21 protein-coding genes are annotated in these 23,203 nt (G+C 73.0%); 13 read left to right on the top strand and 8 right to left on the bottom strand.

Going from position 1 to position 23,203, the window contains the following annotated elements:
• Positions 1–32: 32 nt before the first annotated feature.
• Both ACFPGP_RS19360 and ACFPGP_RS19355 read left to right on the top strand, forming a co-directional pair.
• Positions 33–611, top strand: coding sequence for a winged helix-turn-helix domain-containing protein (locus ACFPGP_RS19360; protein WP_378592589.1), 579 nt, complete (start codon positions 33–35; stop codon positions 609–611).
• Positions 608–1,399: an SRPBCC family protein gene (locus ACFPGP_RS19355; RefSeq protein WP_378592588.1), complete on the top strand. Its 792-nt coding sequence runs from the start codon at positions 608–610 to the stop codon at positions 1,397–1,399. Before ACFPGP_RS19360 ends, ACFPGP_RS19355 begins: the two co-directional genes overlap by 4 nt.
• A gap of 247 nt (positions 1,400–1,646) precedes the next feature.
• Here the strand turns inward: ACFPGP_RS19355 and ACFPGP_RS19350 are convergent, their stop codons facing one another.
• The gene (locus tag ACFPGP_RS19350) at positions 1,647–2,684 is read right to left on the bottom strand and encodes a LacI family DNA-binding transcriptional regulator (RefSeq protein WP_378592587.1); all 1,038 of its coding nucleotides are present in this window, start codon (positions 2,682–2,684) and stop codon (positions 1,647–1,649) included.
• 193 nt (positions 2,685–2,877) lie between these two features.
• Here ACFPGP_RS19350 and ACFPGP_RS19345 point away from each other — a divergent pair, with 193 nt between their 5' ends.
• The 5 genes from ACFPGP_RS19345 (at position 2,878) to ACFPGP_RS19325 (ending at position 10,440) form a co-directional block, all read left to right on the top strand.
• Positions 2,878–4,935, top strand: coding sequence for an acyltransferase family protein (locus ACFPGP_RS19345; RefSeq protein WP_378592586.1), 2,058 nt, complete (start codon positions 2,878–2,880; stop codon positions 4,933–4,935).
• Between the two features lie 86 nt (positions 4,936–5,021).
• Entirely contained in the window at positions 5,022–5,948 is a 927-nt protein-coding gene (locus ACFPGP_RS19340) for a CPBP family intramembrane glutamic endopeptidase (protein ID WP_378592585.1), read from the top strand.
• Entirely contained in the window at positions 5,935–6,360 is a 426-nt protein-coding gene (locus tag ACFPGP_RS19335; RefSeq protein WP_378592584.1) for a hypothetical protein, read from the top strand. The genes ACFPGP_RS19340 and ACFPGP_RS19335 overlap by 14 nt, the downstream gene beginning before the upstream one ends.
• A 43-nt stretch (positions 6,361–6,403) precedes the next feature.
• Complete coding sequence (locus ACFPGP_RS19330; protein WP_378592583.1) at positions 6,404–7,279, top strand: CPBP family intramembrane glutamic endopeptidase; 876 nt, start codon at positions 6,404–6,406, stop codon at positions 7,277–7,279.
• A 230-nt stretch (positions 7,280–7,509) separates the two neighbouring features.
• Complete coding sequence (locus ACFPGP_RS19325) at positions 7,510–10,440, top strand: nSTAND1 domain-containing NTPase (protein ID WP_378592582.1); 2,931 nt, start codon at positions 7,510–7,512, stop codon at positions 10,438–10,440.
• Here the strand turns inward: ACFPGP_RS19325 and ACFPGP_RS19320 are convergent.
• Positions 10,437–11,198 (bottom strand): GDSL-type esterase/lipase family protein, encoded by a 762-nt coding sequence (locus tag ACFPGP_RS19320; RefSeq protein WP_378592581.1) that lies wholly within the window; start codon positions 11,196–11,198, stop codon positions 10,437–10,439. The two genes, ACFPGP_RS19325 and ACFPGP_RS19320, sit on opposite strands and share 4 nt — an antisense overlap.
• A gap of 609 nt (positions 11,199–11,807) precedes the next feature.
• Positions 11,808–12,527 carry a TetR/AcrR family transcriptional regulator gene (locus tag ACFPGP_RS19315; RefSeq protein ID WP_378592580.1) on the bottom strand — a complete coding sequence of 240 codons (720 nt, stop codon included), beginning with the start codon at positions 12,525–12,527 and terminating at the stop codon, positions 11,808–11,810.
• A 130-nt stretch (positions 12,528–12,657) separates the two neighbouring features.
• Here ACFPGP_RS19315 and ACFPGP_RS19310 point away from each other — a divergent pair, with 130 nt between their 5' ends.
• A complete protein-coding gene (locus ACFPGP_RS19310) occupies positions 12,658–13,599 on the top strand; it encodes an NAD-dependent epimerase/dehydratase family protein (protein WP_378592579.1) in 942 nt (313 codons plus the stop codon).
• Positions 13,600–13,614: 15 nt separating this feature from the next.
• On the opposite strand, the gene ACFPGP_RS19305 is transcribed toward ACFPGP_RS19310, so the two are convergent.
• A complete protein-coding gene (locus ACFPGP_RS19305; protein ID WP_378592578.1) occupies positions 13,615–14,262 on the bottom strand; it encodes a cyclase family protein in 648 nt (215 codons plus the stop codon).
• Positions 14,263–14,365: 103 nt separating this feature from the next.
• On the opposite strand from ACFPGP_RS19305, the gene coaE reads away from it, so the two are divergent.
• Both coaE and ACFPGP_RS19295 read left to right on the top strand, forming a co-directional pair.
• The gene (gene coaE / locus ACFPGP_RS19300) at positions 14,366–14,947 is read left to right on the top strand and encodes a dephospho-CoA kinase (RefSeq protein ID WP_378592577.1); all 582 of its coding nucleotides are present in this window, start codon (positions 14,366–14,368) and stop codon (positions 14,945–14,947) included.
• Positions 14,944–15,762 (top strand): alpha/beta hydrolase, encoded by an 819-nt coding sequence (locus ACFPGP_RS19295; protein ID WP_378592576.1) that lies wholly within the window; start codon positions 14,944–14,946, stop codon positions 15,760–15,762. The genes coaE and ACFPGP_RS19295 overlap by 4 nt, the downstream gene beginning before the upstream one ends.
• Before the next feature lie 82 nt (positions 15,763–15,844).
• On the opposite strand, the gene ACFPGP_RS19290 is transcribed toward ACFPGP_RS19295, so the two are convergent.
• The 3 genes from ACFPGP_RS19290 to ACFPGP_RS19280 all read right to left on the bottom strand — a co-directional run bounded on the left by ACFPGP_RS19290 (position 15,845) and on the right by ACFPGP_RS19280 (position 19,156).
• Entirely contained in the window at positions 15,845–16,801 is a 957-nt protein-coding gene (locus ACFPGP_RS19290) for a sigma-70 family RNA polymerase sigma factor (RefSeq protein ID WP_378592575.1), read from the bottom strand.
• A 238-nt stretch (positions 16,802–17,039) separates the two neighbouring features.
• A complete protein-coding gene (locus ACFPGP_RS19285; RefSeq protein WP_378592574.1) occupies positions 17,040–18,149 on the bottom strand; it encodes a prolyl oligopeptidase family serine peptidase in 1,110 nt (369 codons plus the stop codon).
• A gap of 17 nt (positions 18,150–18,166) precedes the next feature.
• Complete coding sequence (locus ACFPGP_RS19280) at positions 18,167–19,156, bottom strand: S9 family peptidase (protein WP_378592573.1); 990 nt, start codon at positions 19,154–19,156, stop codon at positions 18,167–18,169.
• Between the two features lie 22 nt (positions 19,157–19,178).
• Here ACFPGP_RS19280 and ACFPGP_RS19275 point away from each other — a divergent pair, with 22 nt between their 5' ends.
• The 3 genes from ACFPGP_RS19275 (at position 19,179) to ACFPGP_RS19265 (ending at position 21,801) form a co-directional block, all read left to right on the top strand.
• A complete protein-coding gene (locus tag ACFPGP_RS19275) occupies positions 19,179–19,871 on the top strand; it encodes a 5-oxoprolinase subunit PxpA (protein WP_378592572.1) in 693 nt (230 codons plus the stop codon).
• A 422-nt stretch (positions 19,872–20,293) separates the two neighbouring features.
• Complete coding sequence (locus ACFPGP_RS19270; RefSeq protein WP_378592571.1) at positions 20,294–20,887, top strand: 5-oxoprolinase subunit B family protein; 594 nt, start codon at positions 20,294–20,296, stop codon at positions 20,885–20,887.
• Positions 20,884–21,801 carry a 5-oxoprolinase subunit C family protein gene (locus ACFPGP_RS19265; protein WP_378592570.1) on the top strand — a complete coding sequence of 306 codons (918 nt, stop codon included), beginning with the start codon at positions 20,884–20,886 and terminating at the stop codon, positions 21,799–21,801. The genes ACFPGP_RS19270 and ACFPGP_RS19265 overlap by 4 nt, the downstream gene beginning before the upstream one ends.
• Here ACFPGP_RS19265 and ACFPGP_RS19260 read toward each other — a convergent pair.
• Positions 21,728–23,110, bottom strand: a complete 1,383-nt coding sequence (locus ACFPGP_RS19260; RefSeq protein WP_378592569.1) for a DNA polymerase IV — start codon at positions 23,108–23,110, stop codon at positions 21,728–21,730. The genes ACFPGP_RS19265 and ACFPGP_RS19260 overlap by 74 nt on opposite strands.
• Positions 23,111–23,203: the final 93 nt, after the last annotated feature.

Genomic DNA, 23,203 nt, shown 5'->3' with positions numbered 1-23,203 from the left:
ACAAAACTTCTTGTCAAGGTCAGGGTGGCGCGATGAAGGACGTCGAGGTCATCGAGAGCGCGGAGGCGGCCACAGCCGCGCTGGATCCGGCCCGGGCCCGGCTGCTCCGCGAGCTGGCCGTCCCGGCCTCCGCAGCCGGGCTGGCCGCCCGAGTCGGACTCGCGCGCCAGAAGGTCAACTACCACCTCAAGGCGCTCGAGGCGCATGGCCTGGTGGAGCTGTCCGAGGAGCGCCGCCACGGTGGCATCACCGAGCGGGTGCTGCAGGCGTCGGCGGCGTCGTACATCGTGTCGCCGGCGGCCGTCAGTGCCTCCGCGGCCGACCCGGACGCCAACGCGGACCACTTGTCCGCGGGGTACCTCGTCGCACTGGCCGGTCGGCTGGTGCGCGAGGTCGGCGCCCTGGCGCGCCGGGCAGGCGCGTCCGGCAACCGCTTGCCGACGCTGACGATCGACACGCAGATCGGCTTTCGGTCGGCCGCCGACCGGGCTGCCTTCGCGGACGACCTGACGGTCGCGGTGCTCGACCTGGCCGCTCGCTACCACCACGACGACGGGCGCCCGCACCGGCTCCTCGTCGCCGCCCACCCCCTACCTGAGGAGAGCGTATGAGCACGACCCCGAACGTCCCGTACCGCCTGGAGTTCAGCGTCGAGGTCCCCGGTACCCCGGAACAGGTCTGGCAGGCCATCGCCACCGCCAAGGGCATGAGCGCGTGGTTCGCGCCGACCGAGATGGAGGAGCGCGAGGGTGGCTCCCTGCACTTCACCATGGGCCCGGAAATGGGCTCGGACGGCCAGGTCACCGCATGGGAGCCACCGCGCCGCCTCGTCTACGAGGAGGACTGGGCCGCCCTCATGGGCAAGGACCCCGATGCGCTCAGCGCGCTGACGTCGGAGTTCCTCGTCGAGGCCCAGTCCGGGGGCACCTGCGTCGTACGCGTCACCAGCAGCGGCTTCGGGATCGGCGCCGACTGGGAATCGGAGTTCTGGGACACCATGGCCCCCGGCTGGATGCCGTTCTTCGACAACCTCCGCCTCTACCTCGCGCACTTCCCCGGCCAGGAGGCCAGGCACCTGGAGGCCGCCGCCTCCCACCCCGGCGGCGCGGACCTGCTCTGGTCGACCCTGCACGACGCGCTGGGACTGGCCGACGAGGGCGCGACGGTCGAGGTGCGCGGCGCCACCGGCACGGTCGAGCGCGTCCGCGAGCGGCAGACGCTGGTCCGGCTCACCAGCCCGGTGCCCGGGATGCTCAGCGTCTACACGTGGGACGAGGGCGACGGCAAGGCGACGGCAGGCGTGCGGGCGTACCTGTTCTCCGCCGACGCCGCGGACTACGTCCGGCGCGAACAGCCGGCCTGGCAGGCCTGGTTGCAGGGGCTCTCCGTCTCCGCCTGATCCCCACGCCGTCACCGAGGGCGGCCCGTCGATGGGAGTGCGTCACCACGCCGCATGCCGGCGCACCTGAACGATCCGGTCGTGCCGAGTTGCGTGCGCTGGCCTTGCTGCCGACGTCATACGTTCCGGCGGTCAGGACCGGCATTGCGCATGACGTGCCAGATCGCCCTCAACTGCCGAGTCGAGTGCGGGCGCAGGAGCCGGTCTGCAGGTGTCGTGAACTGTGGTTGCCGAGAACGGTGGGCGCTCAGGGGCTGCGCGGGGCTGGAATCTCGCCCGATCCCCGTACGACCAGTTCGGTGGGCAGGACCTCGGTGAAGAGTGGCGAGGGGTCGCCGTCCAGGCGTGCGAGCAGGATCTCGACGGCTAGACGTCCCTCTGTGGCGGCGTCCTGGCGGATCGTCGTGACGGGTGGGTCGAGGAGGTCCGCCGCCACGACGTCGTCGAAGCCCACCAGCGCGACGGTGTGTGACAGGTCTGTGGCGCGCAGCGCCCGCACGGCGCCGAGCGTGATCGTGTTGCGTCCGGCGAAGACCGCGGTCGGTGGATTCGGCACGGCGAGCAGTCGCGTGAGGGTTGCGGCGGCGTCGGCGTCGGTGCGCAGGCCACCCACGACGAGCTGGGTGTCAACGGTGACGCCTGCCTCGCGCAGCGCTGCGAGATACCCGTCGCGGCGAGCCGTGGCGGTCATGATGCCGAGGTCGTCGACCAGGCACGCGATGCGGCGGTGGCCCTGCCTGAGCAGGTGCGCGGTCGCGTCCCGGGCGCCGCCGAGGTTGTCGGATGTCACCGAGTCCAGGGCGATGTTGCCGGGGGGCCGGTCGACGGCGACGATCGGGAGCCCGGCGCTGACCTCGGCCTGGAGGTAGGACTGGTCGGTGCCTGAGGGCATCAGGATGAGGCCGTCGCAGCGTCGCCGGATCAGGCCTTCGACGGCCGCCCGCTCGCGCTGGGGTTCGTCGTCCAACGACGCGACTGCCACCACCTGTCCGCGCTCGCGGGTCGCAGCCTCGACCGCGCGCAACAGCTCGGCGCAGAAGTCGTTGCTGATGTCCTGCACGAGTGCCCCGACCAGACCGGTCGGGCGTCCGCTGCGTAGGTTGCTGGCGCCGTGGTGGTGCCGGTAGCCGAGTCGCTGCACGGCGTCCTGGACCCGTCCGGTCATCTCGGGTGAGACTCCGGCTTCGCCGTTGACCACACGCGACACCGTCTTCAGCGAGACGCCCGCCAGCGCGGCCACCTGCTGCATGGTGGCGCGCCGCTGTCTCGGGTCGCCGACGGGCATCCGACAACGATGTCACCACGGTTCTTCTCGACCGTGGACTGGACCTCTGGCCTGCCAGGCGCGCTAGACGTCGGTGTGACGAACCTGTGCAGGCCGTTTCTTGCCGGGGCGCCGGTTCGTCACCCTTTCCTGACAACGTTGTCTGCCCGCCATGCCGCTGCCGGGCCCGGTCACCCGTGAGGAGAGGGTCCCGATGCCCCGTCCGGTCGACGGACGCGCCCCCTACCTGCCCGGGCTCGACGGCATCCGCGCGATCGCGGTGGCCGCGGTGGTCGCGTTCCACGTCGGGGTGCCGTGGCTGCCCGGCGGCCTGCTCGGGGTGAGCATGTTCTTCACCCTCAGCGGGTTCCTGATCACCTCGATCCTGCTGCGCGCCTGGGACCAGACCGGTGGCTTCGAGCTGCGCCGCTTCTACCTGCACCGGGCCCGGCGGCTGCTGCCGGCACTCGTCCTGGTGCTCGTGACCGTGTTGGGCGTGGCGTGGGTCGCCGACCGCACCACGTTCGCCACGCGGTGGCAGGAGACGCTCGCTGCGGTCTTCTACGTCAGCAACTGGCAGACGATCGCCCAAGGACAGAGCTACCTGGACTTCTTCGCGGGTCCCCAGCCGCTGAGCCACCTGTGGTCGCTGGCGGTCGAGGAGCAGTTCTACCTGGTGTGGCCGCTGCTGCTGCTGGTGATGATGCGGTTCCTGCGCGGCGACCGGCGCGCGGTGGCTGGGCTGACCGTGGGGCTGGCCCTCGTCTCCTTCCTGCTGCTCGCCATGCACACGGCGCCGGGGCTCGACCACACCCGCTCCTACGAGGGCACCGACACCCGCGCCGGCGAGTTGCTCGTCGGCGCGGTGCTCGCGCTGTGGCTGCGCCCGGCGAGGTTGCAGCGGCCGTTCACCCGGGCGCGACGGCTGCGCATGAACCTCGCCGGTCTGGCGGGGGTCGCGGTGGTCGGAGTGATGTTGGTGACCTCGGACTACTACGCGCTGTGGCTCTACCGCGGCGGGCTGCTGGTCTTCAGCGTCGCCATGGCGGTGGTGATCGCGTCCGTCGTCTACCCCGGTTCGGTGCTCGGCCGGGCCCTCGGGGTGACCCCGTTGCGGTGGGTGGGTGAACGCTCCTACGGCATCTACCTGTGGCACATGCCCGTGCTCGCCTTCGTGCCCGCCGCGGCCGCTGACGGGTTCTCCTGGCGGCTCGCGACCGTTCAGGTCGGCCTCACCGTGCTGCTGGCTGCCGCTTCGTGGGCGTGGGTGGAGGACCCGATCCGCACCCACGGCCTGCGGCACGCGTTCCGGCTGCCCCGCCTCGAGCTCGCGGACCTGCGGCCCGGACGGCAGGCCACCACCGCGGCCGTCGGCTGCGTCGCCGTGCTAGCCGTGGGCTGCGGCACCCTGAGCGCCACCAAGACGGTCGCCCCCCGCAGTGCGACCACGGCCGCGGCGTCGCCTGCCGACCTGGACATGCCGCCGATCCCCGACGACGCCACGGCCGCCGCGGGACCCTCCGGCCCCCACGTCCCTGCACCGGCGGCGGGGGCTTCCGGAGGCCGTGACCAGGTGACGGCACCGTCGACCGGGACAGGCGTAGCGGGGACGAAGGTCGCCGGAGCCGAGGCGGTGGCCGTGGAGACCTCGTGCGACGCGGTGGTCCATGTCGGCGACTCCACCTCCGTCGGGCTGGTGAACGCCGCCTACCTGCCCCAGGGGCGGTGGCGGATCCCTTCCCAGTACCGGCGCGTGGGTGTGGAGCGCCCCGACACCGACATCAGCGGCGCCCGCTCGATCGTGGAGACCTACCACGACGAGCCGAACGCCGAGACCGCCGTCGCCGGTCGCGTGGACGACGGGTACGACGGCTGCTGGGTGCTGGCCATGGGCACCAACGACACCGCGAACCAGTACGTCGGAGGTGTCTACCCGCTGGCAGAACGCATCGACAAGGTCATGGGCCACCTCGACGCCCAGCCCGTGCTGTGGCTGACCGTCAGGACGCTCCTGTCCAGCGGGCCGTGGGCCGAGCAGAACATGCAGGACTGGAACGCCGCCCTGCGCGACGCCTGCGAGCGGTACCCGAACATGCGGGTCTACGACTGGGCCAGCGAGGTCCAGGACTCCTGGTACGTCCCCGACGGCATCCACTTCACCTCCGCCGGCTACCGCGAACGCGCCCACCGCATCGCCGACGCCCTGGCGACCGCCTTCCCCGCCGTCGGGACGCCACCCGCGTCCTGCCTCGTCGGGTCCGGGGACCGGTGAGCGCCGTGAGGTCCGACCGACACTCCCGGACGCCGCACCAGCGCCGCCACCTGCTGCCCGCCACCCTCGCCTGAAGGAGCAGACGCATGAGTCACGCCGAACCCGACCTGCCGACCGAGGTCGACAACTACCTGGACTGGTCCGACAAGGGGCGAGCGGGCATCGCCCGCTACCTGGTCGGGCTGGTGCTGATCCTGGTCGTCTTCTTCCTGCTGGGTCAGGTCCTGAGCCTCCCGGTCGCGGTGGCCTACCCCGACCACGAGGACTCCCTGATCCAGAGCACCGTGATCCTGCTGCTGTCCTTCGTCATCCCGTTCTTCGCGATCCCCGCCCTCACGCACTGGGTCCACCAGCGTCCTTCGTGGAGCGTGGCCATGCCCCGCCGGGAGCTGCGGGGCTGGGACTTCGGCGTGGGCTTCGGGGTCTCGGCGGTGGTGGGGCTGGCGACGGTGGCCGGCGCGGCACTCGTCGGTGCGATCGACCTCGAGTGGGGCGGGATGGACTGGTCGCGGTGGCTGCCGCTGCTGGCCATCGGCCTGGTCGGGCTGTTGATCCAGACCGGTGCCGAGGAGATGCTCTTCCGCGGCTACCTCACCCAGCTGATGCGCCGGCTGACCAGCCACCCCGCGGTCTTCCTGGCCGTGCCGGCCCTCGTCTTCGCCGCTCCGCACATCTCCAACGTCAAGTCCCTCGGCGGCGGGCCGCTGGTCATGCTGCCCTACTTCGCCACCGGCCTGCTCTACGGCTGGGCGGCCTACCGCTCCGGCTCGCTCTACCTGTCGTGGGGCCTGCACTTCAACAACAACCTGTTCAACCTGCTCGTGGTCGGCGCCTCCGACGACATCTTGAAGTCGGTCGCCCCGCTGCAGTTCCCCGGGCCCGACCTCCTCGTCACCACCGTCATCATCGTCGTCCAGTGCGCGCTGACCCTGGCGGTGCTGCTGCCGCTGATCCGCCGGCGCGAGGCCGCTGGTTCTCTGCGCGTGAGCGAGGTGGCTCATGGCCACGCGTGAGACCTTCACCGACGAGGAGTGGCAGGACCTGCAGTGGGCGCTGATGCTGGCCGGGTCGCACGTGACGGCCTCCGACTGGCCGGGATGGCGCAAGTCGTTCAAGGAGGCGGCAGGTGGCTCCCGGTTCCTGACCCTCATGCAGTCCAGCGACAACGCCCTGGTCGCCGCCCTGACCAGCGACCAGGCCCGCCGGCGCCCGCCCGACGTGTCCGACCGGTCCACGCTGGCCGGTGAACCGGCACTCGCGCGGATCCGGGCGGCGACCGCGCTGGTGCGCGAGAAGGCACCCGAGGATCTCGAGGACTTCCGGCAGGTCCTGCTCGGTGTCGCCCAGGTGATGGCCGACGAGGTCGACGGCACCTCCGAGGCGGAGGGCCTCGCACTCGAACGGATCAGGGAAGCACTTGCCTGACCAACGCTCACCCCAGGGTGAGCCCCACCCCGAGGAGAAGACGATGAGACACCGCAGCTCGCCCCGCGCCGTACGCCGGGACGACCCGGCGCTCGACACCCGCCGCCTCGTCGTCTTCTTCGCGGGCCTGGTCATCACCTACCTCGGCGTGATCGCCGTGGCTCGGCCGGACTGGAGCCAGGGCGAGGACGCCCTGAAGCCGATCGCCGTCGGCATCATGTTCGCCCCCACGGTCGGGGCACTCGCTGCGGTGCTGCTGGCCCAGGGACGGATCGTCCTGGGCCGCCCCAACCGGTGGCTGCTGGCAGCGTTCGTCCCCGTCCTGGTCATCTTCGTCGCCACCCTGCTGGTGGGCGTGTCGGGCGGCGTGGACCTCCACCTCGGGAACGCCCTCCCCGCCCTGCTGCTCACCCCGGTCTTCGCCGTGGTCGGCAGCCTCACCGCGGTCGGTGAGGAGCTCGGCTGGCGCGGGTTCCTGTGGCCGCTCCTGCGTCGTCGCAGCACCTTCTGGGTCAGCTCGGCGTTCTTGTTCGTGGTCTGGTGGGCCTACCACGCGCCCTTGGTCTTCCTCGGTGTGTACGGCAGCCTCGGCGGCCTCCCGGCGTTCACCCTCGCCGTGGCCGGCTTCGTCCTCTTCGTCGGCGTCCTGACCGACCGGTCCGCCTCGGTCTGGCCCAGCGTGCTCACCCACGGAGCCTGGAACGCCATGGTGATCAAGCACTTCAGCGCCACCGGCAGCGACGGGAGCCACGAGACCTTCACCGGCAGCAGCAGCCTGCTCGGCGAGTTCGGCTGGATCGCTGCGCTCTGCATGCTGGCCTGCGGGCTGGCAGCCGCCCGGTGGCACCTCCAACACCCGATGACGACCCACGAAGCGGCCATCACCACGACCACCTCCTCCGCGACAACCGAGGCATGAGGACCGCGGCGACGTAGGCCTTCTGGACTCCGGCTGTGACCCGCGAGGCGAAGTCGACATCGAGGTTTCGAAAGGCCTCCTGAGCCATCCGCACATGCCGCGGGTCGCGCGCGTGACCCTCGTTCGGTCGCGGCCACCGTCACGATCCGACGGCGATTGCGAGCGATTGCGTAGGAGGGCGAGGCATCCGGAAGGCGTGACGATCATGACCCGGTGTGTGACATTGGGGCGTGGAAATCAGGGTCCTGGGTCCGGTCGGGGTGCCTGGGCGGGATGAGCTGCAACCTCGGGATCGAACAGTCCTGGCGGCGCTGGTGGCACGTCGCGGATCCGTGCTGACAGTCGAGGAGATCGGCTCTGCGTTGTGGGGCGACGACCCTCCTCCGTCGTACCGCAAGGTGGTGCAGGGGGCTGTGGTGCGGCTGAGGCGGACGTTGGGCCCTGACGCGATGCTCGCGACCGAGACAGGCGGGTACCGCCTGACTGTTCCCGAGGCTGAGCTGGACCTGACCTGCTTCGAGGTCCGGGTGCGTCACGCCCGGGAGACGTTCGCGTCGGGGCTGGCGGACCGCGCTGCTCGGGAGGTCTCCGAGGCGCTGGAGCTGTGGCAGGGTTCGCCCTTCCCCGAGCTGGGGGACTGGCCGCCGGCGGTGGCCGAGGCTACCCGTCTGGAGGGCCTCCTGGAGTCGGCGCAAGACCTGCACCTGGAGGCGATGCTGGCTGCCGGTCGTGCGGTGGAGGTGGTGGAAGAGGCGCGTCGGCTTGCCGAGCTGACACCGTTTCGTGAGGCGCGCTGGGTGATCTTCGCGCGCGTGCTCTATGTCGCGGGAAGGCAGGCCGATGCCCTGGCCGCTCTCGATCGCCTCCGGTTGACCTTGCGGGAGGAGCTGGGGATCGACCCGAGTCCCGAGGCAGCTGCCCTGGAGCTGGCGATCCTGCGGCATGAACCCGGTCTCGAGGTCCCGCCCGCCGTCGATCCGCGGGCCGGGTGTCCCTGGCCGGGGCTGCTCGCTTACCAACCGGACGACGCGGACGTCTTCTGCGGCCGCGATGAGGAGATCGCCGTCTGCCTGGACCGCCTTCACAGCGCGGGCAGCCTGGTCGTGGCTGGGGTGTCTGGCAGCGGCAAGTCCTCGCTGGCCAGGGCCGGGCTGGTTCCACGCCTCCCGGGAGCTCGGGTGCTCACGCCGGGCTCGCACCCGTTGACCGCGTTGGAGGGCGTGGACGCGAACGAGGGGCTGGTGATCGACCAGGCCGAGGAGGCCGTCACCTTGTGTGCGGACCCCGAAGAGGCACACGCCTTCTTCCACAGGGTTGCCGCGCACCCCGGACACGTGGTGGTGGTGACCCGGGCGGACCACCTCGAGGCACTCTCGGCGTACGACGGCTTCGTGACCCTCGTCGAACGAGGTCTGTACGTCTTGCGGCCGCTGGACGAACCAGGACTCCGCCGGGCCATCGAGGATCCGGCGAGGCAGGTGGGACTGCGTCTGGAGCCGGGTCTGGTGGAACTGCTCGTACGGGACTGTGGCGGCGAACCGAGCGCGTTGCCCCTGCTCTCCCACGTGCTGGTCGGCACGTGGCAGCGAGTGGAGGGGAACACCTTGACGGTCGTGGGCTATCAGGCGTCGGGCGGCGTTCGTCAGGCAGTCGCGAGCACCGCCGATGGGGTCTATCAGGGCCTGGATCCGCATGATCGAGAACGCGTCCGCTCGTTGTTCCTGCGGCTGGTCACCTCCGACGGCGGCACACCGGTGCGCGTCAGCGTGCCCAGATCGACCGTCCCCGACCACCCGGTCATCGACCAGTTGCTGGACGAGCGGCTGCTCGCCCTGACCGAGCAGGTGGAGCTGCAGCTGGCCCACGAGGCCCTTGCTCAGCACTGGCCCCGGCTGGTGGGCTGGCTCGAGGAGGATCGCGAGGAGCAGCGGTTGTTGCGGCACCTCTCGGTGGAGGCACTGGAGTGGGACCGGCTCGCGCGTGCCCCCGAGGCGCTGTACCGCGGTGCCCGGCTCGACGCCGCACTCCAGTGGGGCAGCGCGCACCCGCAGGAGCTGACCGACCTCGAACGCGAGTTCCTTGCTGCGTCCCGGGACCAGGCCGATGAGGAGCTGCGACGCACTCGCGAGCTGCTCGCCGCGCAGCACCGCGCGAACTCGCGGCTACGGCTCGCGCTCGGGGTGGGCGTGATCTTCCTCGTCGCCGCCCTGGCCGCATCGGTCGCCTCGGTTCGCCAGACCGGCGCGGCCAGAGCCGCGCGCGACCAGGCGGTGAGAGCCGAGCAGCAGAGCGAGGCACTGCGCATCGGTGCGATCGCCGAGACGGCCCGCAACCCCACGGTCGCCTTCGCCCTGGCAGCGCAAGCGCTCAGCATGGACGACTCCGAAGCGGCCCGGCGCCACGCCCTGGAAGTCTTCGCCAGGTTCCCCGGCCTGGTCTCCGTCGACCCGGCACCACGCTCCACTGACGGACTGGTGCTCGACCGATCGGTCGTGTTCCACCCGACCAGGGACAGGCGGATCGAGATCGACGTCGCGCGCTCGCGCGTGACGTCGTACGACGCGCGCTCGGGGAGGCCGCTCGCGCGCCTGTTCGTCGACGGCCTGTCCGACGAGCCGGACCAGCCCGGCTTCGCGGCGCTCTCACCCGACGGGCAGAAGCTGGCCGTCGCGGGGCCGGTGGGCATCGAGGTCCTCGACGCACGCACCCTGGACACGACCAGGAAGATCCCGACTCCGTCCACGCCCAACGCTCTCGCCTTCAGTCCCGACGGTCGGCTGCTGGCATGGGGCATCAGCGAGGACGGGTTCTCCGACGAGGGAACGACGACTGTCTTCGACCTGGTCGCGGGACGCGAGGTCATGCAGGTCAAGAACAGCGACGATCCGGTGTGGGCGCACACCTTCGACCCCGCAGGAACCACAGTGACGGCCTCCGGGCCGGGGGGCAGCCGGACCTGGGCGCTGCAACCGGTTCGTGGCGTGATCCGCGACAACGAGGGCGAGGTCGTGTCGTTCCGTCTCGACTCGACACTGATCTCGCCCTGGGACGAGTCCGTCCAGCCGTGGATCGCCGAGGCGTGCCGCCTGGCGGGCCGAGGCCTGAACAGCGAGGAGTGGCGCACGAGCATCGGCGCCACTCCCGCCGTCTCCACCTGCTAGTTGGGATCGAGCGCGCTGAGGTCCACCTGGGCGATCAGGTCGGCGATCAGGTCGTGACCCGCCTGGTTCGGGTGACCGCCTCCCGCGCTGAACTGCGCGCCGGGGTCCGTGCCGTCCGGTCCGTTCAGGGCGTGGTAGATGTCGACCAGCTGGAAGCCGGCAGCCCGGGCCCGCTCAGCGAGCATCTCGTTCCAACGGTCGTTGGCGGCGACGGCGAACCGCTTCGCCCAGGCTCGCTCGACACCCTGGACCTGGCCCAGCAACGTGTCGGGACCACCGACCTCGAGGTTGTAGTCGGGCACGTTCATCGCGATGAACACCGTGGGCTTGCCTGCGCGCAGCTTGTTGATCTCGGCGAAGACGCTGTCGTACAGCAGTCCGTAGGTCTTGATCATCTCCGCCAGGCAGGCCGGTTTCGTCGTCCGCGCCCATGCGGCGTACGTCGGCTCCTCGGTGGCGGCCGGCGGGCACCCGATGCCGGTGTCCGGGTCCGGCAGGGAGTTGAAGGCGCCGGTCGCGACGACGACGACGGACGCGTCGGCGATCGCGGCGCGCGTGTCGGAGTCCCCGGAGACCAGCTCTCGCGCCTCAGGCACGCCGGGGGCCCGGAAGGACGTCACGCTCGCCTCGCGTCCGGCCACCTGCGCGACCTGGTCAGCGAACTGCGTCGGCCACCGCGAGCACCCCGGGCACGAGTCCTCCTCCCCCTCCTTGGGTCCGAGCGAGCCGATGCCGTCGTCGACGAGCACGACGGACATCTTGTCCGCGCTCTCACCAGCGGAGCTCGTGCCCGACGGCGTATCAGCCTGCGTCCCCGAGCACGCGGCAAGAAGGGCAGCTGACAGCCCTGCGATCCCGATCGTCCAGCGGTTCATGGTGGCCTCCTCGGCCGATTGTGGACCGAGCACCGCAGCCCGGTCGCCTTCGACCCACAACTCAGCCAGAGCCCGGTATCGCCGCGGTAAGTGCGCGACTCCCGCACAGAGAACGCGGCCGTGAGATCGACCCATGGGGCCCAGGCGCGTTCTGCGCCCGTTCGGGCACGGTCGGGAAGTGGTGCCAGTCCAGTGCGTTCTCGTCGTCGCGGGCGTGAGGCCGACGGCCGCGTCGCCCGTGCCACACCATGTTCCGGGGTCCGACGTCGCCGTGACACCACACGGTCTCCCCGTCGGACGTCACGTCGGGTACGCGGAAGACGGCATCCGTGGGCGGGTCCCATCCGACGGACGCGTCGTGGACGGACCGCAGGAGCCGGACGCCGAACGCCGGAGCCACGAACGGACCTCGACCACGCCACTGGCTCTGCTCAGCGTCCTGCCGACGAGCGCAGGCGGCGCACAGCCGCAGCGGCCGTCCCCGCGAGGTCGTCAGGGACGCAGCCCCAGATCGGCGGCGAGCTGGTCGACGACGTGGGCGAAGTGGGTGTCGTAGTCGAGGACGGCGTTGTGCATGTGGCCGAACAGCTCGAGCGAGACGTGCCCGAACAGCGTGCTCCACGCCATCAGCGACCGGACCATGAGCGCGTCGTCGAGGTCGGACTCGAGCGCCGCCTGCACGCCGGCGACCGCCTCGTGCTCGGCCGGGGGCACCGGCAGGGGCGGTGCGCCGAGCGCCACCTCCTGCTCCGCGAGGCCGGTGGCGACGCCCAGGAGCGCCGCGGGCACGCGCGTGGCCGACGCGATCGTGTCGGTGGGGGCCGCGTAGCCGGGGACGGGGGAGCCGTAGATCAGGGCGTACTCGTGCGGGTGCGCCCGGGCCCAGCCGCGCACCGCGTGGGCGATGGCGCCGAACCGTGCGCGGAGGTCGGTGCGCTCGGGAACGGCGGCCTCGGCCTGCTCGACGGCCGTGCCCAGCTCGTCGTACGACTCGATGATGAGGGCGGTCAGCAGGTCGTCGCGACTGGGGAAGTAGCGGTAGACCGCGGAGGACACCATGCCGACCTCGCGCGCGATGGCCCGCAGCGAGAGGCCAGCCGGCCCCGTGTCGGCGAGGTGGCGGCGCGCGGTCTCCTGGATGGTGCGGGTGATCTCGGCCCGCGCGCGCTCACGGGCGGTGCGGGGCAGGGACTCCTCGGGGGCGGCGGTCACGGGCCCATCCTGACGCATGTCGAGAGCATCGGCAACAAACAAGAGCAGCGCTCTTGCATTTCGGTTCGACGGGTGTCAGGATCAGAACGAGAGCGGTGCTCTCGCCCGTCGTCCCTCGAAGGAGAACCCCATGTCCCAGCGTCACCTGGTCCTCGGTGCCGGTCCCGTCGGCCGCGCCACTGCCGCCCTTCTCGCCGAGCAGGGTGAGGACGTCGTCCTCGCCAGCCGGTCCGGCCGCGGGCCTGAGGTGCCCGGCGCCCGCCGCGTGGCCGTCGACGCCGCCGACGCGGGCGCGCTGACGGCCCTGGCCGCCGGCGTCGACGTGCTCCACAACTGCCTCAACCCCGCGGACTACACCGCGTGGACGCGCGACTGGCCCCCGATGGCCGCCGCGGTGCTGGCGGCTGCGGAGGCGTCCGGCGCGCTCCTGGTCATCACCGGCAACCTCTACCCCTACGGCCCGGTCGACCGCCCGATGGTCGAGGGCATGCCCGACGCGGCCACCGACACCAAGGGCGTGCTGCGGGCGCGGATGTGGGCCGACGCGCTGGCCGGGCACGAGGCCGGGCGGCTGCGGGCCGTCGAGGTGCGCGGCTCCGACTACGTGGGGCCGGGCGTGGGGGACAACGGGCACGTCACGCGGCTGGTGCCGGCGCTGCTGGCCGGCAAGGCGGTCCGGGTGCTCGGCAGTCCCGACCAGCCCCACTCGTGGACCGACGTGCGCGACATGGCGCGGGCGATGGTCGCCGTGGCCGGACGTCCCGACGCCTGGGGCCGCGTGTGGCACGCCCCCACCAACCCGCCGCGCACCCAGCGCGAGGCCCTGGCCGACGTGTGCCGGGCTGCCGGCGTCGAGCCGGTGTCGGTGCGTTCCTACCCGCGCCTGCTCGTCGACGCGGCGGCCCCGGTCGTGCCGATGCTGCGCGAGCTGCGGAGCACGCGGTGGCAGTTCGAGCGGCCCTACGTGCTCGACTCCTCGGCGATCACCCGCGACCTCGGGCTCGCACCGACCCCGTGGGACGACGTGTGCCGCGCCACCGCGGCGGGCAACGCCGCGGTGTCAGTGGGCTGACCGGCGAGTCGCGCCTCACTCCACCGTCGCGAACGCGCGCACCGGGAAGGTCGCCATGCCCCGGACGGCGGGCGGAACGGCGGTGAACCGGAACCCGGTCGCCGGCAGGCCGTCGAGGCCGGTGAGGTGCTCGACCACCGGGATCCCGGCGGCCAGGAGCACCGAGTGCGCGGGGCGGGCACCGGCGCGGGTGTCGTCGATGTTGACGGAGTCGATGCCCACGAGTGCCGCGCCGCCCTCCGCCAGCCGGTGGGCACCCGCCTCGGTGAGGAAGGGGTGCGCGGGGTCGCCGTACGCGTCCGTGGCCCAGTGCCGGTCCCACCCGGTGCGGAGCAGGACGGCCCGGCCGTCGACGTCGAGGCCCTCCAGCTCGTCCGGCCCGATCACGGGCCCGGCCCCGACCACGATCCCGGGCAGGAGCGCGCACCGCTCCAGCGGCAGGCGGCTCAGGTCGTCGGCACCCCGGTAGCGGTGGGCCGGTGTGTCCAGGTAGGTCCCGGTGTTGGCCACCATGCTGATCCGACCGATGGCGAACTCGGTGCCCGCCGCGTAGAGGTCGTGGGAGTCGTCGAAGCCCAGGTGCTCCGAGATCTCGGGTGCCGGCAGCCCCGGGTAGGTGATCGTGCCGTCCTCGATGACGTGGCTGAGGTCGATGAGCTCCATCCCCGGATGCTCGCACCTCGTGCGAGGTGCGGCACAGTGGGTGGGCACTCCCCGGGACGGCCGGGAACCCGATCGGGCTTCGGTGTTGCCCTACAGTCGGCGCGTGCGGGTGGGACTGACCGGGGGCGTGGCGTCGGGGAAGAGCTCCGTGTCGGCGATGCTCGCCGAGCTCGGAGCCGTGGTCATCGACGCCGACCAGCTGGCCCGCGAGGTGGTGGCCCCCGGCACCGAGGGGCTCGCCGAGGTGGTCGCCGCCTTCGGGCCCGGGGTGCTGACGCCCGAGGGCGAGCTCGACCGGCCGGCGCTGGGCGCCATCGTGTTCGCCGACGAGGCCAGGCGGCGGGTGCTCGAGGCGATCGTCCACCCCCGCGTGCGGGCCCGCGGCGCCGAGCTCGAGGCGGCGGCTCCGCCCGGCGCTCTCGTCGTGCACGACATCCCCCTCCTGGCCGAGACCGGGCAGGCGGACGCCTTCGACGCGGTGATCGTCGTGGACGCGCCGGCGGAGCTCCAGGTCGAGCGGATGGTCGGGCAGCGCGGGATGACGCGCGAGGACGCCGAGGCACGGATCGCCGCGCAGGCGTCGCGGGAGGACCGCCGCGCCATCGCGACGTACGTCATCGACAACACCGGGACCCTCGAGGACCTGCGGGCCCGCGTGGCGGAGATCGTCGCGGAGCTGACGTGATCTCGCGACGGGGGCTGCTGGTCGGCGGGGGAGCGGTGGCGGGTGTCGCCGCGGCCGGTGCGGTGGGCTGGGAGCTCGCGCCGGCACCGGTGACCTACCGGGTCCGCCGGACGCTCGGCCTCCTGCCCGAGCCCTGGGTGCCCGACGTCCCCGAGGGGACCGTCCGGGTCGAGCAGGTGGACTCCGAGCACCTCGGTCCGATCGACCTGTTCACGGCCGTGCCCGCCGGGTACGGCGACGGCGCCGGCCTGCCGGTGGTCGTGGTGCTCCACGGCTCGAGCGCGACCGCCGCCGGATTCCGCGACCTCGGCCTGCCCAGGTTCGTGACCGCGGCGGTGCGCGCCGGCGCCCCGCCGTTCGTGCTCGCGGGCACCGACGACGGGCCGGCCGGCTGGGTGCCGGTCCCCGGAGCCGACCCGCAGGCGATGCTGCGCGACGAGCTGCCCGGCTGGCTCGACGAGCGGGGGTACGACGCCGACCGCCGGGCGCTGTGGGGCTGGTCGCGCGGCGGCTACGGCGCGCTGCGCTTCGTCGAGGTGGAGCCCGACTGGCCAGCGGCGCTGGCGCTCTTCAGCCCGGCCCTGCACGCGGGTGACCCCGCGCTTGCCGACGACGCGGGCCTCGACGCCCTCGCGACGCTGCCGTGGGGCCTGTGGTGCGGCGAGGACGACCCGTTCCGCGACGGCGCCGAGGCACTCGCCGCCGCAGCGCCCACGCCGCCCGACCCGTGGGTGGGCGGACCCGGAGGGCACACCCGGGTCTACTGGAACGCCCAGACCGTCGACATGCTCGTCTGGCTCACCTCGAACCTCTGAGCCCCGAGGACCCCGAGGACGCCACGAGCCCCCGTCGCGATCGACGGGGGCTCACGGGAGTGGCGGTGGGGCTGGCCCGGGCTCAGGCGGCCATGTCGGGGTCGCCGAGGCGACGCAGCTTCTGCAGGGCCTCGCGCTCGAGCTGGCGGACGCGCTCGGCGGAGATGCCGTGCTTGGCGCCGATGTCGGCCAGCTTGTGCTGGCGGCCGTCGACGAGCCCGTAGCGCGAGCGGATGATGTCCGCCGAACGGTCGTCGAGCAGGCCCACGAGGCTGTTGAGCCGGTCGCGGGACTCGACGTCGAGGACCGTCAGGTCCGGGCCCGGCGAGGTCTCCTGCGCCATCAGGTCGCCGAGCGAGGTGTCTCCGTCCTCGTCGACGGGGGTGTCGAGGCTGACGTGCTCGCGACCCCACGCCATCAGGTCCAGGACCCGGTCGAGGTCCATGCCGAGCTCGGCGGCGATCTCGTGCGGCTCGGGGTCACGGCCGAGCTGACGCTCGAGCGTGCGTCGCGCGCCACCGACCTGGTTGAGCTCCTCGACGACGTGCACCGGCAGCCGCACCACGCGCGCCTGCTGGGCGATACCGCGGGTGATCGCCTGGCGCACCCACCAGGTCGCGTAGGTCGAGAACTTGTAGCCCTTGGTGTAGTCGAACTTCTCGACCGCGCGGATCAGGCCGGTGTTGCCCTCCTGGATCAGGTCGAGCATCGGCATCTGCGCCCGGCCGTACTTGCGGGCGATGGAGACCACCAGCCGCAGGTTGGCGGTGATGAACGTGTCGACGGCCTTGCGGCCCTCCTCGGCGAGCCACTCGAGCTCCTCCTCGGTCGCCGACAGCGGGGCGCCGCCCTTGCGGCGCCCGACCCGTCCGGTCGCGAGCAGGTGCTCGGCCATCAGGCCGGCCTCGATGGTCTTGGACAGCTCGACCTCGGTGATCGCGTCGAGCAGGGGGTTGCGGGCGATCTCGTCGAGGTACAGGCCGACGCTGTCGCGGCCCTCGATCTCGCGAGTCCCCATGGTTGCCGTGCGTGTGGCCATCCCTGTCGCCTCCTTCGTCGTGGGGAGACGACCCGGTCCCCCCGGCGCCGCCCCACATCACGTCCAACGGCTCCGTACCCCGGGAGATTCCCTCCATGTGATCCGGTGCCCTCACCCCCAACGACGTCTGGACAAGGCATCGAGTTGCCGTGGGGAGGAACTCTCAGGGACTTCTCAGGGGAGTCCCTACCGGGTGTTCGGAGCCGACGGGACCGCGGTTGGGTCCGAACGGGGACTTTCAGCCGTCGGCCAGCCCCATCCGGTCGAGGATCCAGGCGAGGGTGAAGGCCCGGTCGTGCCACGACTTGTACCGACCGGACACGCCGCCGTGGCCGGCCGCCATCTCGGTGCGCAGCAGCACGTCGCGCCGGCCGGTGGCGGTGTGCCGCAGCCGGGCCACCCACTTGGCCGGCTCGACGTAGAGCACCCGGGTGTCGTTGAGCGAGGTCTCGGCCAGGATCGGCGGGTAGTCGACCGCCGCCACGTTGTCGTACGGCGCGTAGCCGGCCAGGTAGTCGTAGGCGACGGCGTCGTGCTCGGGGTCGCCCCACTCGTCGTACTCGGTCACCGTGAGCGGGAGGCTCGAGTCGAGCATCGAGGTGAGCGCGTCCACGAACGGCACCCCGGCGACGATCCCGCCGAACGCCTCGGGCGCGAGGTTCGCCACGGCCCCCATCAGCAGCCCGCCGGCGCTCGCGCCCTCGGCCACGGTCAGGTCGGGCGTGGTCCAGCCCGCCTGGGCCAGGTGCCGGGCGCAGGCGACGAAGTCGGTGAACGTGTTGCGCTTGGCGAGCAGCTTGCCGTCGTCGTACCACCGGCGCCCGAGCTCGCCGCCCCCGCGCACGTGCGCCACCGCGAAGGCCGCCCCCCGGTCGAGCAGCGCGAGCCGGGAGACGGAGAAGGAGGGGTCGATCGAGTGCTCGTAGGCGCCGTAGCCGTAGAGCAGCAGCGGCACCGGGCGGTCCAGCCCCCGGCGTGCCACCAGCGAGATCGGCACCTGCTCGCCGTCGTCCGCCGTCGCCCAGAGCCGGTGCTCCTCGTAGTCGTCGGGGTCGTAGCCGCCGAGCACCGGCATGCGCTTGAGCAGCGTGAGCGAGCGCGTCGCCACGTCGTAGTCGTAGACCGAGGAGGGGATCCGCAGCGAGGTGTAGCCGAGCCGCACGACGGGGGAGTCGAACGACGGGTTGCCGCCGGCGCCGACGGTGTAGACCTCCTCGTCGAACTCCACGAGGTGGTCGTCGGCGACGCCGTCGGCGTCGAGGTCGAGGATCCGCAGCTGGGTCAGGCCCCCGCTGCGCTGCCCGACCACGAGGTGGGTCGCGTAGGCGTCGACGTCCTCGAGGCGCACGGCGGGGTCGTGCGCGATCAGGGGCTCCCACTGCTGGCGCGGTGTCGGATCGATGCCCCGACGCCCAGCTCGAAGTCGGGCCCCGCCCCGTTGTGCAGCACGAGGAAGACGTCGCGCCCGCCGAGCACGGCGTGCTCGAGGTGGTACTCCAGCCCCTCGGCGCGCTCCGCCCAGACCCGCAGCCCGAGCTCGGGCCGCTCGGTGTCCAGCACCCGGTACTCGGTGGTCGTCTTCGAGCCGCTCACCACCACCAGGAACCGGTCGGAGCGCGAGCGGCCGACGCCGACGTAGAAGCGCTGGTCGGTCTCGTGCAGGACCAGCTCGTCGTCGGCCTGGGGGGTGCCGAGCCGGTGCCGCCAGACCTTGTCGGAGCGCCACGCGTCGTCGACGGTCGTGTAGTAGAGGTCGCGCCCGTCGGGCGACCAGGTCACTCCGCGCAGCACGCCCGTCAGCACGTCGTCGTGCAGGGCGCCGGTCGCGACGTCCTTGACCCGCACCGTGTAGCGCTCGTCGCCCTCGGTGTCGACCGACCAGGCGAGCATCCGGGCGTCGGGCGAGACCGACGAGCCGCCGAGGGAGAAGAACTCGTGCCCCTCGGCGAGCGCGTCGAGGTCGAGCAGCAGCTCCTCGCCGGGCAGGGCCGGCTGGTCGGGGGCGCAGTCCTCGTCGGGCTGCGGGGGCGTCCAGTCGTCCGGACCGCTCACCGGCACGCGGCACGACGCGCCGTACTCGCGGCCCTCGAAGGAGCGGCCGTAGTACCAGTGGTCGCGGATCCGCACCGGCACCGACAGGTCGGTCTCGAGCGTGCGCGCCCGGATCTCCTCGAACACCGTCTGCCGCAGGTCGGCGAGGTGGGCGGTGCGCTCCTGGGTGTAGGCGTTCTCGGCGTCGAGGTGGGCCCGCACCTCGGGGGAGTCCTTGTCGCGGAGCCAGTCGTACTCGTCGACCCGCTCCCGACCGTGGTGGGTGCTGGTCACAGGACGGCGGTCCGCCACGGGAGGCTGCATGCCGGGGACGATACTGACCGGTGTGGACGAGCGGGTGGTGGACCTCAACGCCGACCTCGGGGAGGAGGTCACCGACGACGCCGCGCTGATCGCCGTGGTGACCAGCGCCAACGTCGCGTGCGGCTACCACGCCGGCACCCCGGACACCATGCGTGCGGTGTGCGCCGAGGCGGTGCGGCGCGGGGTGAGCATCGGTGCGCAGGTCTCCTACGACGACCGGCCGAACTTCGGCCGCGTCGCCCGCGACATCGCCTCCGAGGTGCTGCGCGAGCAGGTGGCCGACCAGGTGGGACGCCTCGCGGAGATCGCTGCGGCCGAGGGCGGGCAGGTGCGCTACCTCAAGCCGCACGGGGCGCTCTACCACCGGGTGCACGAGGACGGTGAGCAGGCCGAGGGCGTGCTGCGCGGCTCGGGGGACCTGCCGGTGCTCGGCATGCCCGGATCGCTGCTGCTCGACCTCGCCCGGGGCGCCGGGCGCGACACCTGGCACGAGGGCTTCCCCGACCGCGGGTACGACGCCGACGGGCGGCTGCTGCCCCGCGACCGGCCGGGGGCGCTGGTCGACGACGTCGACGAGGTGGCGGCCAACGCGGTGCGGCTCGCGGCCGTCGTGGACTCGGTCTGCGTCCACGGCGACTCGCCCGGCGCGGTGGCCCACGCGACCGCCGTACGACGGGCGCTCGAGGTGGCCGGGTACCGGCTGCAGCGGCTCTGACCTCCTCCACAGCACCCTCCGGAACCTGTGGACGACCGGTCCCGTCCTGTGGAGCACGGACCCCGGGCTGTGGACGCGCCTGTGGGACCGCAGGAATGTCGGACTTCTTTGCCCCGAAGCCTTGCGCCACGCGGGTTCCGGGGCATAGAACTCTCCCACCAGCTCAACCGCTTGCGGGGGAGCTGGGGATCAGGTCGAAGACGACGATCCGCACGGCGAGGCAACTCGCCGCGTCGGCCCGGTGACGGGGACGGCGGGATCGGAAGACCGACCGGGTCCGACCGGACGTCACCCAGCCGGTCGAGCCGAGGGCCTCTTGACGCTCATACCGCCAAGAGGCCCTCACCCATTTCCGGCCATTCCGGCCCTGCCCGGTGGCCCGGTGCTCGTCCGGGCCGCGACCAGCATGCCACGCTGGAGGCGTGCTGACCCGTCCCTGCGGCCCCCACGCGCTCCTCGTCGAGGTCGACGACGCCGCGTCCGCCCGTGCCCTCGCGGCGTGGGCGCGCGAGCACGGCGTGGCTGCCGACGAGGTGGTCCCTGCTGCCGCGACGGTGCTCTTCGACGGAGTGCCCGACCCGGCGGCGCTCGTCGCGGGCCTCGCGGACTGGGAGCCGGGCGCGGCGCCCGCTGCCGGTGAGGTCGTCGAGGTGCCGGTGACCTACGACGGCGCCGACCTCTCGTTCGTCGCGGAGGCGTGGGGAGTGGGCGTGGACGACGTCGTCGCGGAGCACGCCGCGACCGAGTTCGTCGCCGAGTTCTGCGGCTTCGCGCCGGGCTTTTCCTACCTGGCCGGTCTGCCGCACCACCGGGCCGTGCCGCGGCTCGACACTCCCCGGGTTCGGGTCCCGCGCGGCGCCGTGGCGCTCGCGGGGCACTGGTGCGGGGTCTACCCGACCGCCTCCCCGGGCGGCTGGCGGGTGCTCGGCACGACGGATGCCGTCCTGTGGGACGAGCGCCGCGACCCGCCGGCGATGCTCCCGCCCGGCACGCGCGTGAGGTTCGTGCCGCGGTGAGCCGGCCGACCGACCACCTGGAGGTGCTCGCCGCGGGGGCCCTCACCACGGTCCAGGACCGCGGCCGCACCGGCGTCGCCCACCTCGGCGTCCCGCGCGCCGGTGCCCTCGACGCGCCCGCCGCCGAGCTGGCCAACCGGGTGGTCGGCAACGGCGCCGACGCGGCCCTGCTGGAGGTGACCTTCGGCGGACTCGTGCTGCGGGCGGGCGCCGGCCGGTGGGTGGCGGTCACGGGTGCTCCGGGGCCGGTCACCGTGGCGGGCGCTGCCGTTCCCCACGGTGAGGCGGTCTGGCTGCCCGCGGGCGGCGTGCTGGAGGTCGGGCACCCCGTGCGCGGCGTCCGGTCCTACGTCGCGGTGGCGGGCGGGATCGACGTGCCGCCCGTGCTCGGCTCCCGCTCCACCGACACGCTCGCCGGCGTCGGCCCGGCGCCCGTCGCCGCTGGCGACCGGCTGCCGCTCGGTGTGGCCGTCGCCCCGCCGGCCCACCACGACGCGCCCCACCCGGCCCGGCCCGGGCCGCTGCGCCTCCTGCCCGGCCCGCGGGCCGACTGGTGCGAGCCCGACGTGCTGCGGGCGCTGGCCGCGGCGCCGTACGCCGTGCAGGCCGACTCCAACCGCGTGGGCCTGCGGCTGCAGGGGCGCCCCCTGGCGCGGGTCCGCGACGAGGAGCTCCCCAGCGAGGGGATCGTGCTGGGGGCGGTGCAGGTGCCGCCCGACGGGCAGCCGGTCGTGTTCCTGGCCGACCACCCGCCGACCGGCGGCTACCCCGTGGTGGCCGTCGTGGTCGCCGACGACCTCTGGCGCTGCGCGCAGCTGCGGCCCGGCGAGGAGGTGCGGTTCACGCCGGCGTCGGTGACTGCGGGGTCACCGGCGCATCGGGGGCAGGCGGCTCGGGCGGACGCCAGGGGGTGAGGGCCGGGTCGTCGTCGGCGAACGACCGCACCGGCCCGGACGGCGTCTCCGCTGTCTCGAAGCGCACGGTGACCACGCCCCGGCCGGCGCCCCACACCCAGCCCCGGCCGAGGTCGGCGTGGACGACGTCCATGCCCGGCGCCCAGCCCGACCGGTGCCGCGCCGGGAGCCCCGGCAGCGGCACCTCGGGCACGGCGTCGTCCGCCTCGTCCGCGTCGCCGGGGCCGTCGCCGAAGTCGTCGCCGAACAGGTCCTCCTGGATCCAGTCGGCGAGGCCGGAGACACCCACCCCGAGCAGCCGGACGCCACCGGAGGTGTCGAGCTCGGCGAGGAGCCCCCGGGCCAGCCGGGCCACGGTCGAGGCGGTGTCGGTGGGGGAGGAGAGCGTGGTCGAGCGGCTGAGGGTGGTGAAGTCGTAGAGCCGCACCTTGATCGACACGGTGCGTCCCGAGAGGCCGCTCGCCCGCAGCCGGCGTGCCACGTCTCCCGCTTGGCGGGTGAGCACGCTCTCCATCACCTTCCGGTCGGTGAGGTCGGTGTCGTAGGTGCCCTCGACGCTGACGCTCTTGGTCTCGCGGTCGGGCTCGACCGGTCGGTCGTCCTCGGCCCGGGCCAGCGACCAGAGGCCGGCGCCGTGCGCCTTGCCGAGCAGCCGCACGAGCTCGTCGAGGCTGACCCGCTCGAGGTCGGCGACCGTGTGGATGCCGGCCCGCCGCAACCGCTCCGCGGTCGCGGGCCCGACGCCCGGGATCACGGTGACGTGCATCGGCCGCAGGAGCTCGACCTCGGTGCCGGGCGCGACCACCACCAGGCCGTCGGGCTTGTCGAGGTCGCTGGCGACCTTGGCGATGAACTTCGAGGTGCCGATGCCGACCGACGCGGTGAGGCCGTCGGTCACCTCGTGCACACGGGCCCGCATCTCCTCGGCGACCTCGGTGACCGTGGGCACGCTCAGGTCGGGCAGGCCCGCGGCGGCGAGGTCGACGAACGCCTCGTCGAGCGACAGCGGCTCGACGAGCGGCGAGACGCTGCGCAGCACCTCCATCACCCGCTCGCTCGCCTCGCGGTAGGCGTGGAACCGCCCGGTGAGGAACGCCGCGTGCGGGCAGCGCGACCGCGCCTCGCGGGTCGACATGGCCGAGCGCACCCCGTACCTGCGCGCCTCGTAGGACGCCGTGGCCACCACGCCGCGCCCGCCGACGCCGCCCACGACGACCGGCTTGCCGCGCAGCGAGGGCTTGTCGCGCTGCTCGACCGCGGCGAAGAACGCATCGAGGTCGAGGTGCAGCACGGACGCGTCCGGTCGCATGGCGAGGAACCTACCGGCGGCCGCCGACGGCCCGCGGGACGTCCACAGGCCTGCTCCCGGACACCGTCGTCCACAGGCAGCCGTCCTGCCCGC

This window comes from Nocardioides taihuensis, assembly GCF_042657275.1.
GTDB classification, from domain to species: Bacteria; Actinomycetota; Actinomycetes; order Propionibacteriales; family Nocardioidaceae; genus Nocardioides; species Nocardioides taihuensis.
The sequence above is the reverse complement of the archived record's forward strand: the minus strand, read 5'-3'. Positions and strand labels throughout refer to the sequence as shown.

What these genes read in the sequence shown, in the direction of transcription:
- ACFPGP_RS19360 (WP_378592589.1), top strand. Translation starts at nt 33, where the DNA reads ATGAAGGACGTCGAGGTCATCGAGAGCGCGGAGGCGGCCACAGCCGCG.
- ACFPGP_RS19355 (WP_378592588.1), top strand. Translation starts at nt 608, where the DNA reads ATGAGCACGACCCCGAACGTCCCGTACCGCCTGGAGTTCAGCGTCGAG.
- ACFPGP_RS19350 (WP_378592587.1), bottom strand. Translation starts at nt 2,684, where the DNA reads ATGCCCGTCGGCGACCCGAGACAGCGGCGCGCCACCATGCAGCAGGTG.
- ACFPGP_RS19345 (WP_378592586.1), top strand. Translation starts at nt 2,878, where the DNA reads ATGCCCCGTCCGGTCGACGGACGCGCCCCCTACCTGCCCGGGCTCGAC.
- ACFPGP_RS19340 (WP_378592585.1), top strand. Translation starts at nt 5,022, where the DNA reads ATGAGTCACGCCGAACCCGACCTGCCGACCGAGGTCGACAACTACCTG.
- ACFPGP_RS19335 (WP_378592584.1), top strand. Translation starts at nt 5,935, where the DNA reads ATGGCCACGCGTGAGACCTTCACCGACGAGGAGTGGCAGGACCTGCAG.
- ACFPGP_RS19330 (WP_378592583.1), top strand. Translation starts at nt 6,404, where the DNA reads ATGAGACACCGCAGCTCGCCCCGCGCCGTACGCCGGGACGACCCGGCG.
- ACFPGP_RS19320 (WP_378592581.1), bottom strand. Translation starts at nt 11,198, where the DNA reads ATGTCCGTCGTGCTCGTCGACGACGGCATCGGCTCGCTCGGACCCAAG.
- ACFPGP_RS19310 (WP_378592579.1), top strand. Translation starts at nt 12,658, where the DNA reads ATGTCCCAGCGTCACCTGGTCCTCGGTGCCGGTCCCGTCGGCCGCGCC.
- ACFPGP_RS19305 (WP_378592578.1), bottom strand. Translation starts at nt 14,262, where the DNA reads ATGGAGCTCATCGACCTCAGCCACGTCATCGAGGACGGCACGATCACC.
- ACFPGP_RS19290 (WP_378592575.1), bottom strand. Translation starts at nt 16,801, where the DNA reads ATGGCCACACGCACGGCAACCATGGGGACTCGCGAGATCGAGGGCCGC.
- ACFPGP_RS19280 (WP_378592573.1), bottom strand. Translation starts at nt 19,156, where the DNA reads ATGCAGCCTCCCGTGGCGGACCGCCGTCCTGTGACCAGCACCCACCAC.
- ACFPGP_RS19260 (WP_378592569.1), bottom strand. Translation starts at nt 23,110, where the DNA reads ATGCGACCGGACGCGTCCGTGCTGCACCTCGACCTCGATGCGTTCTTC.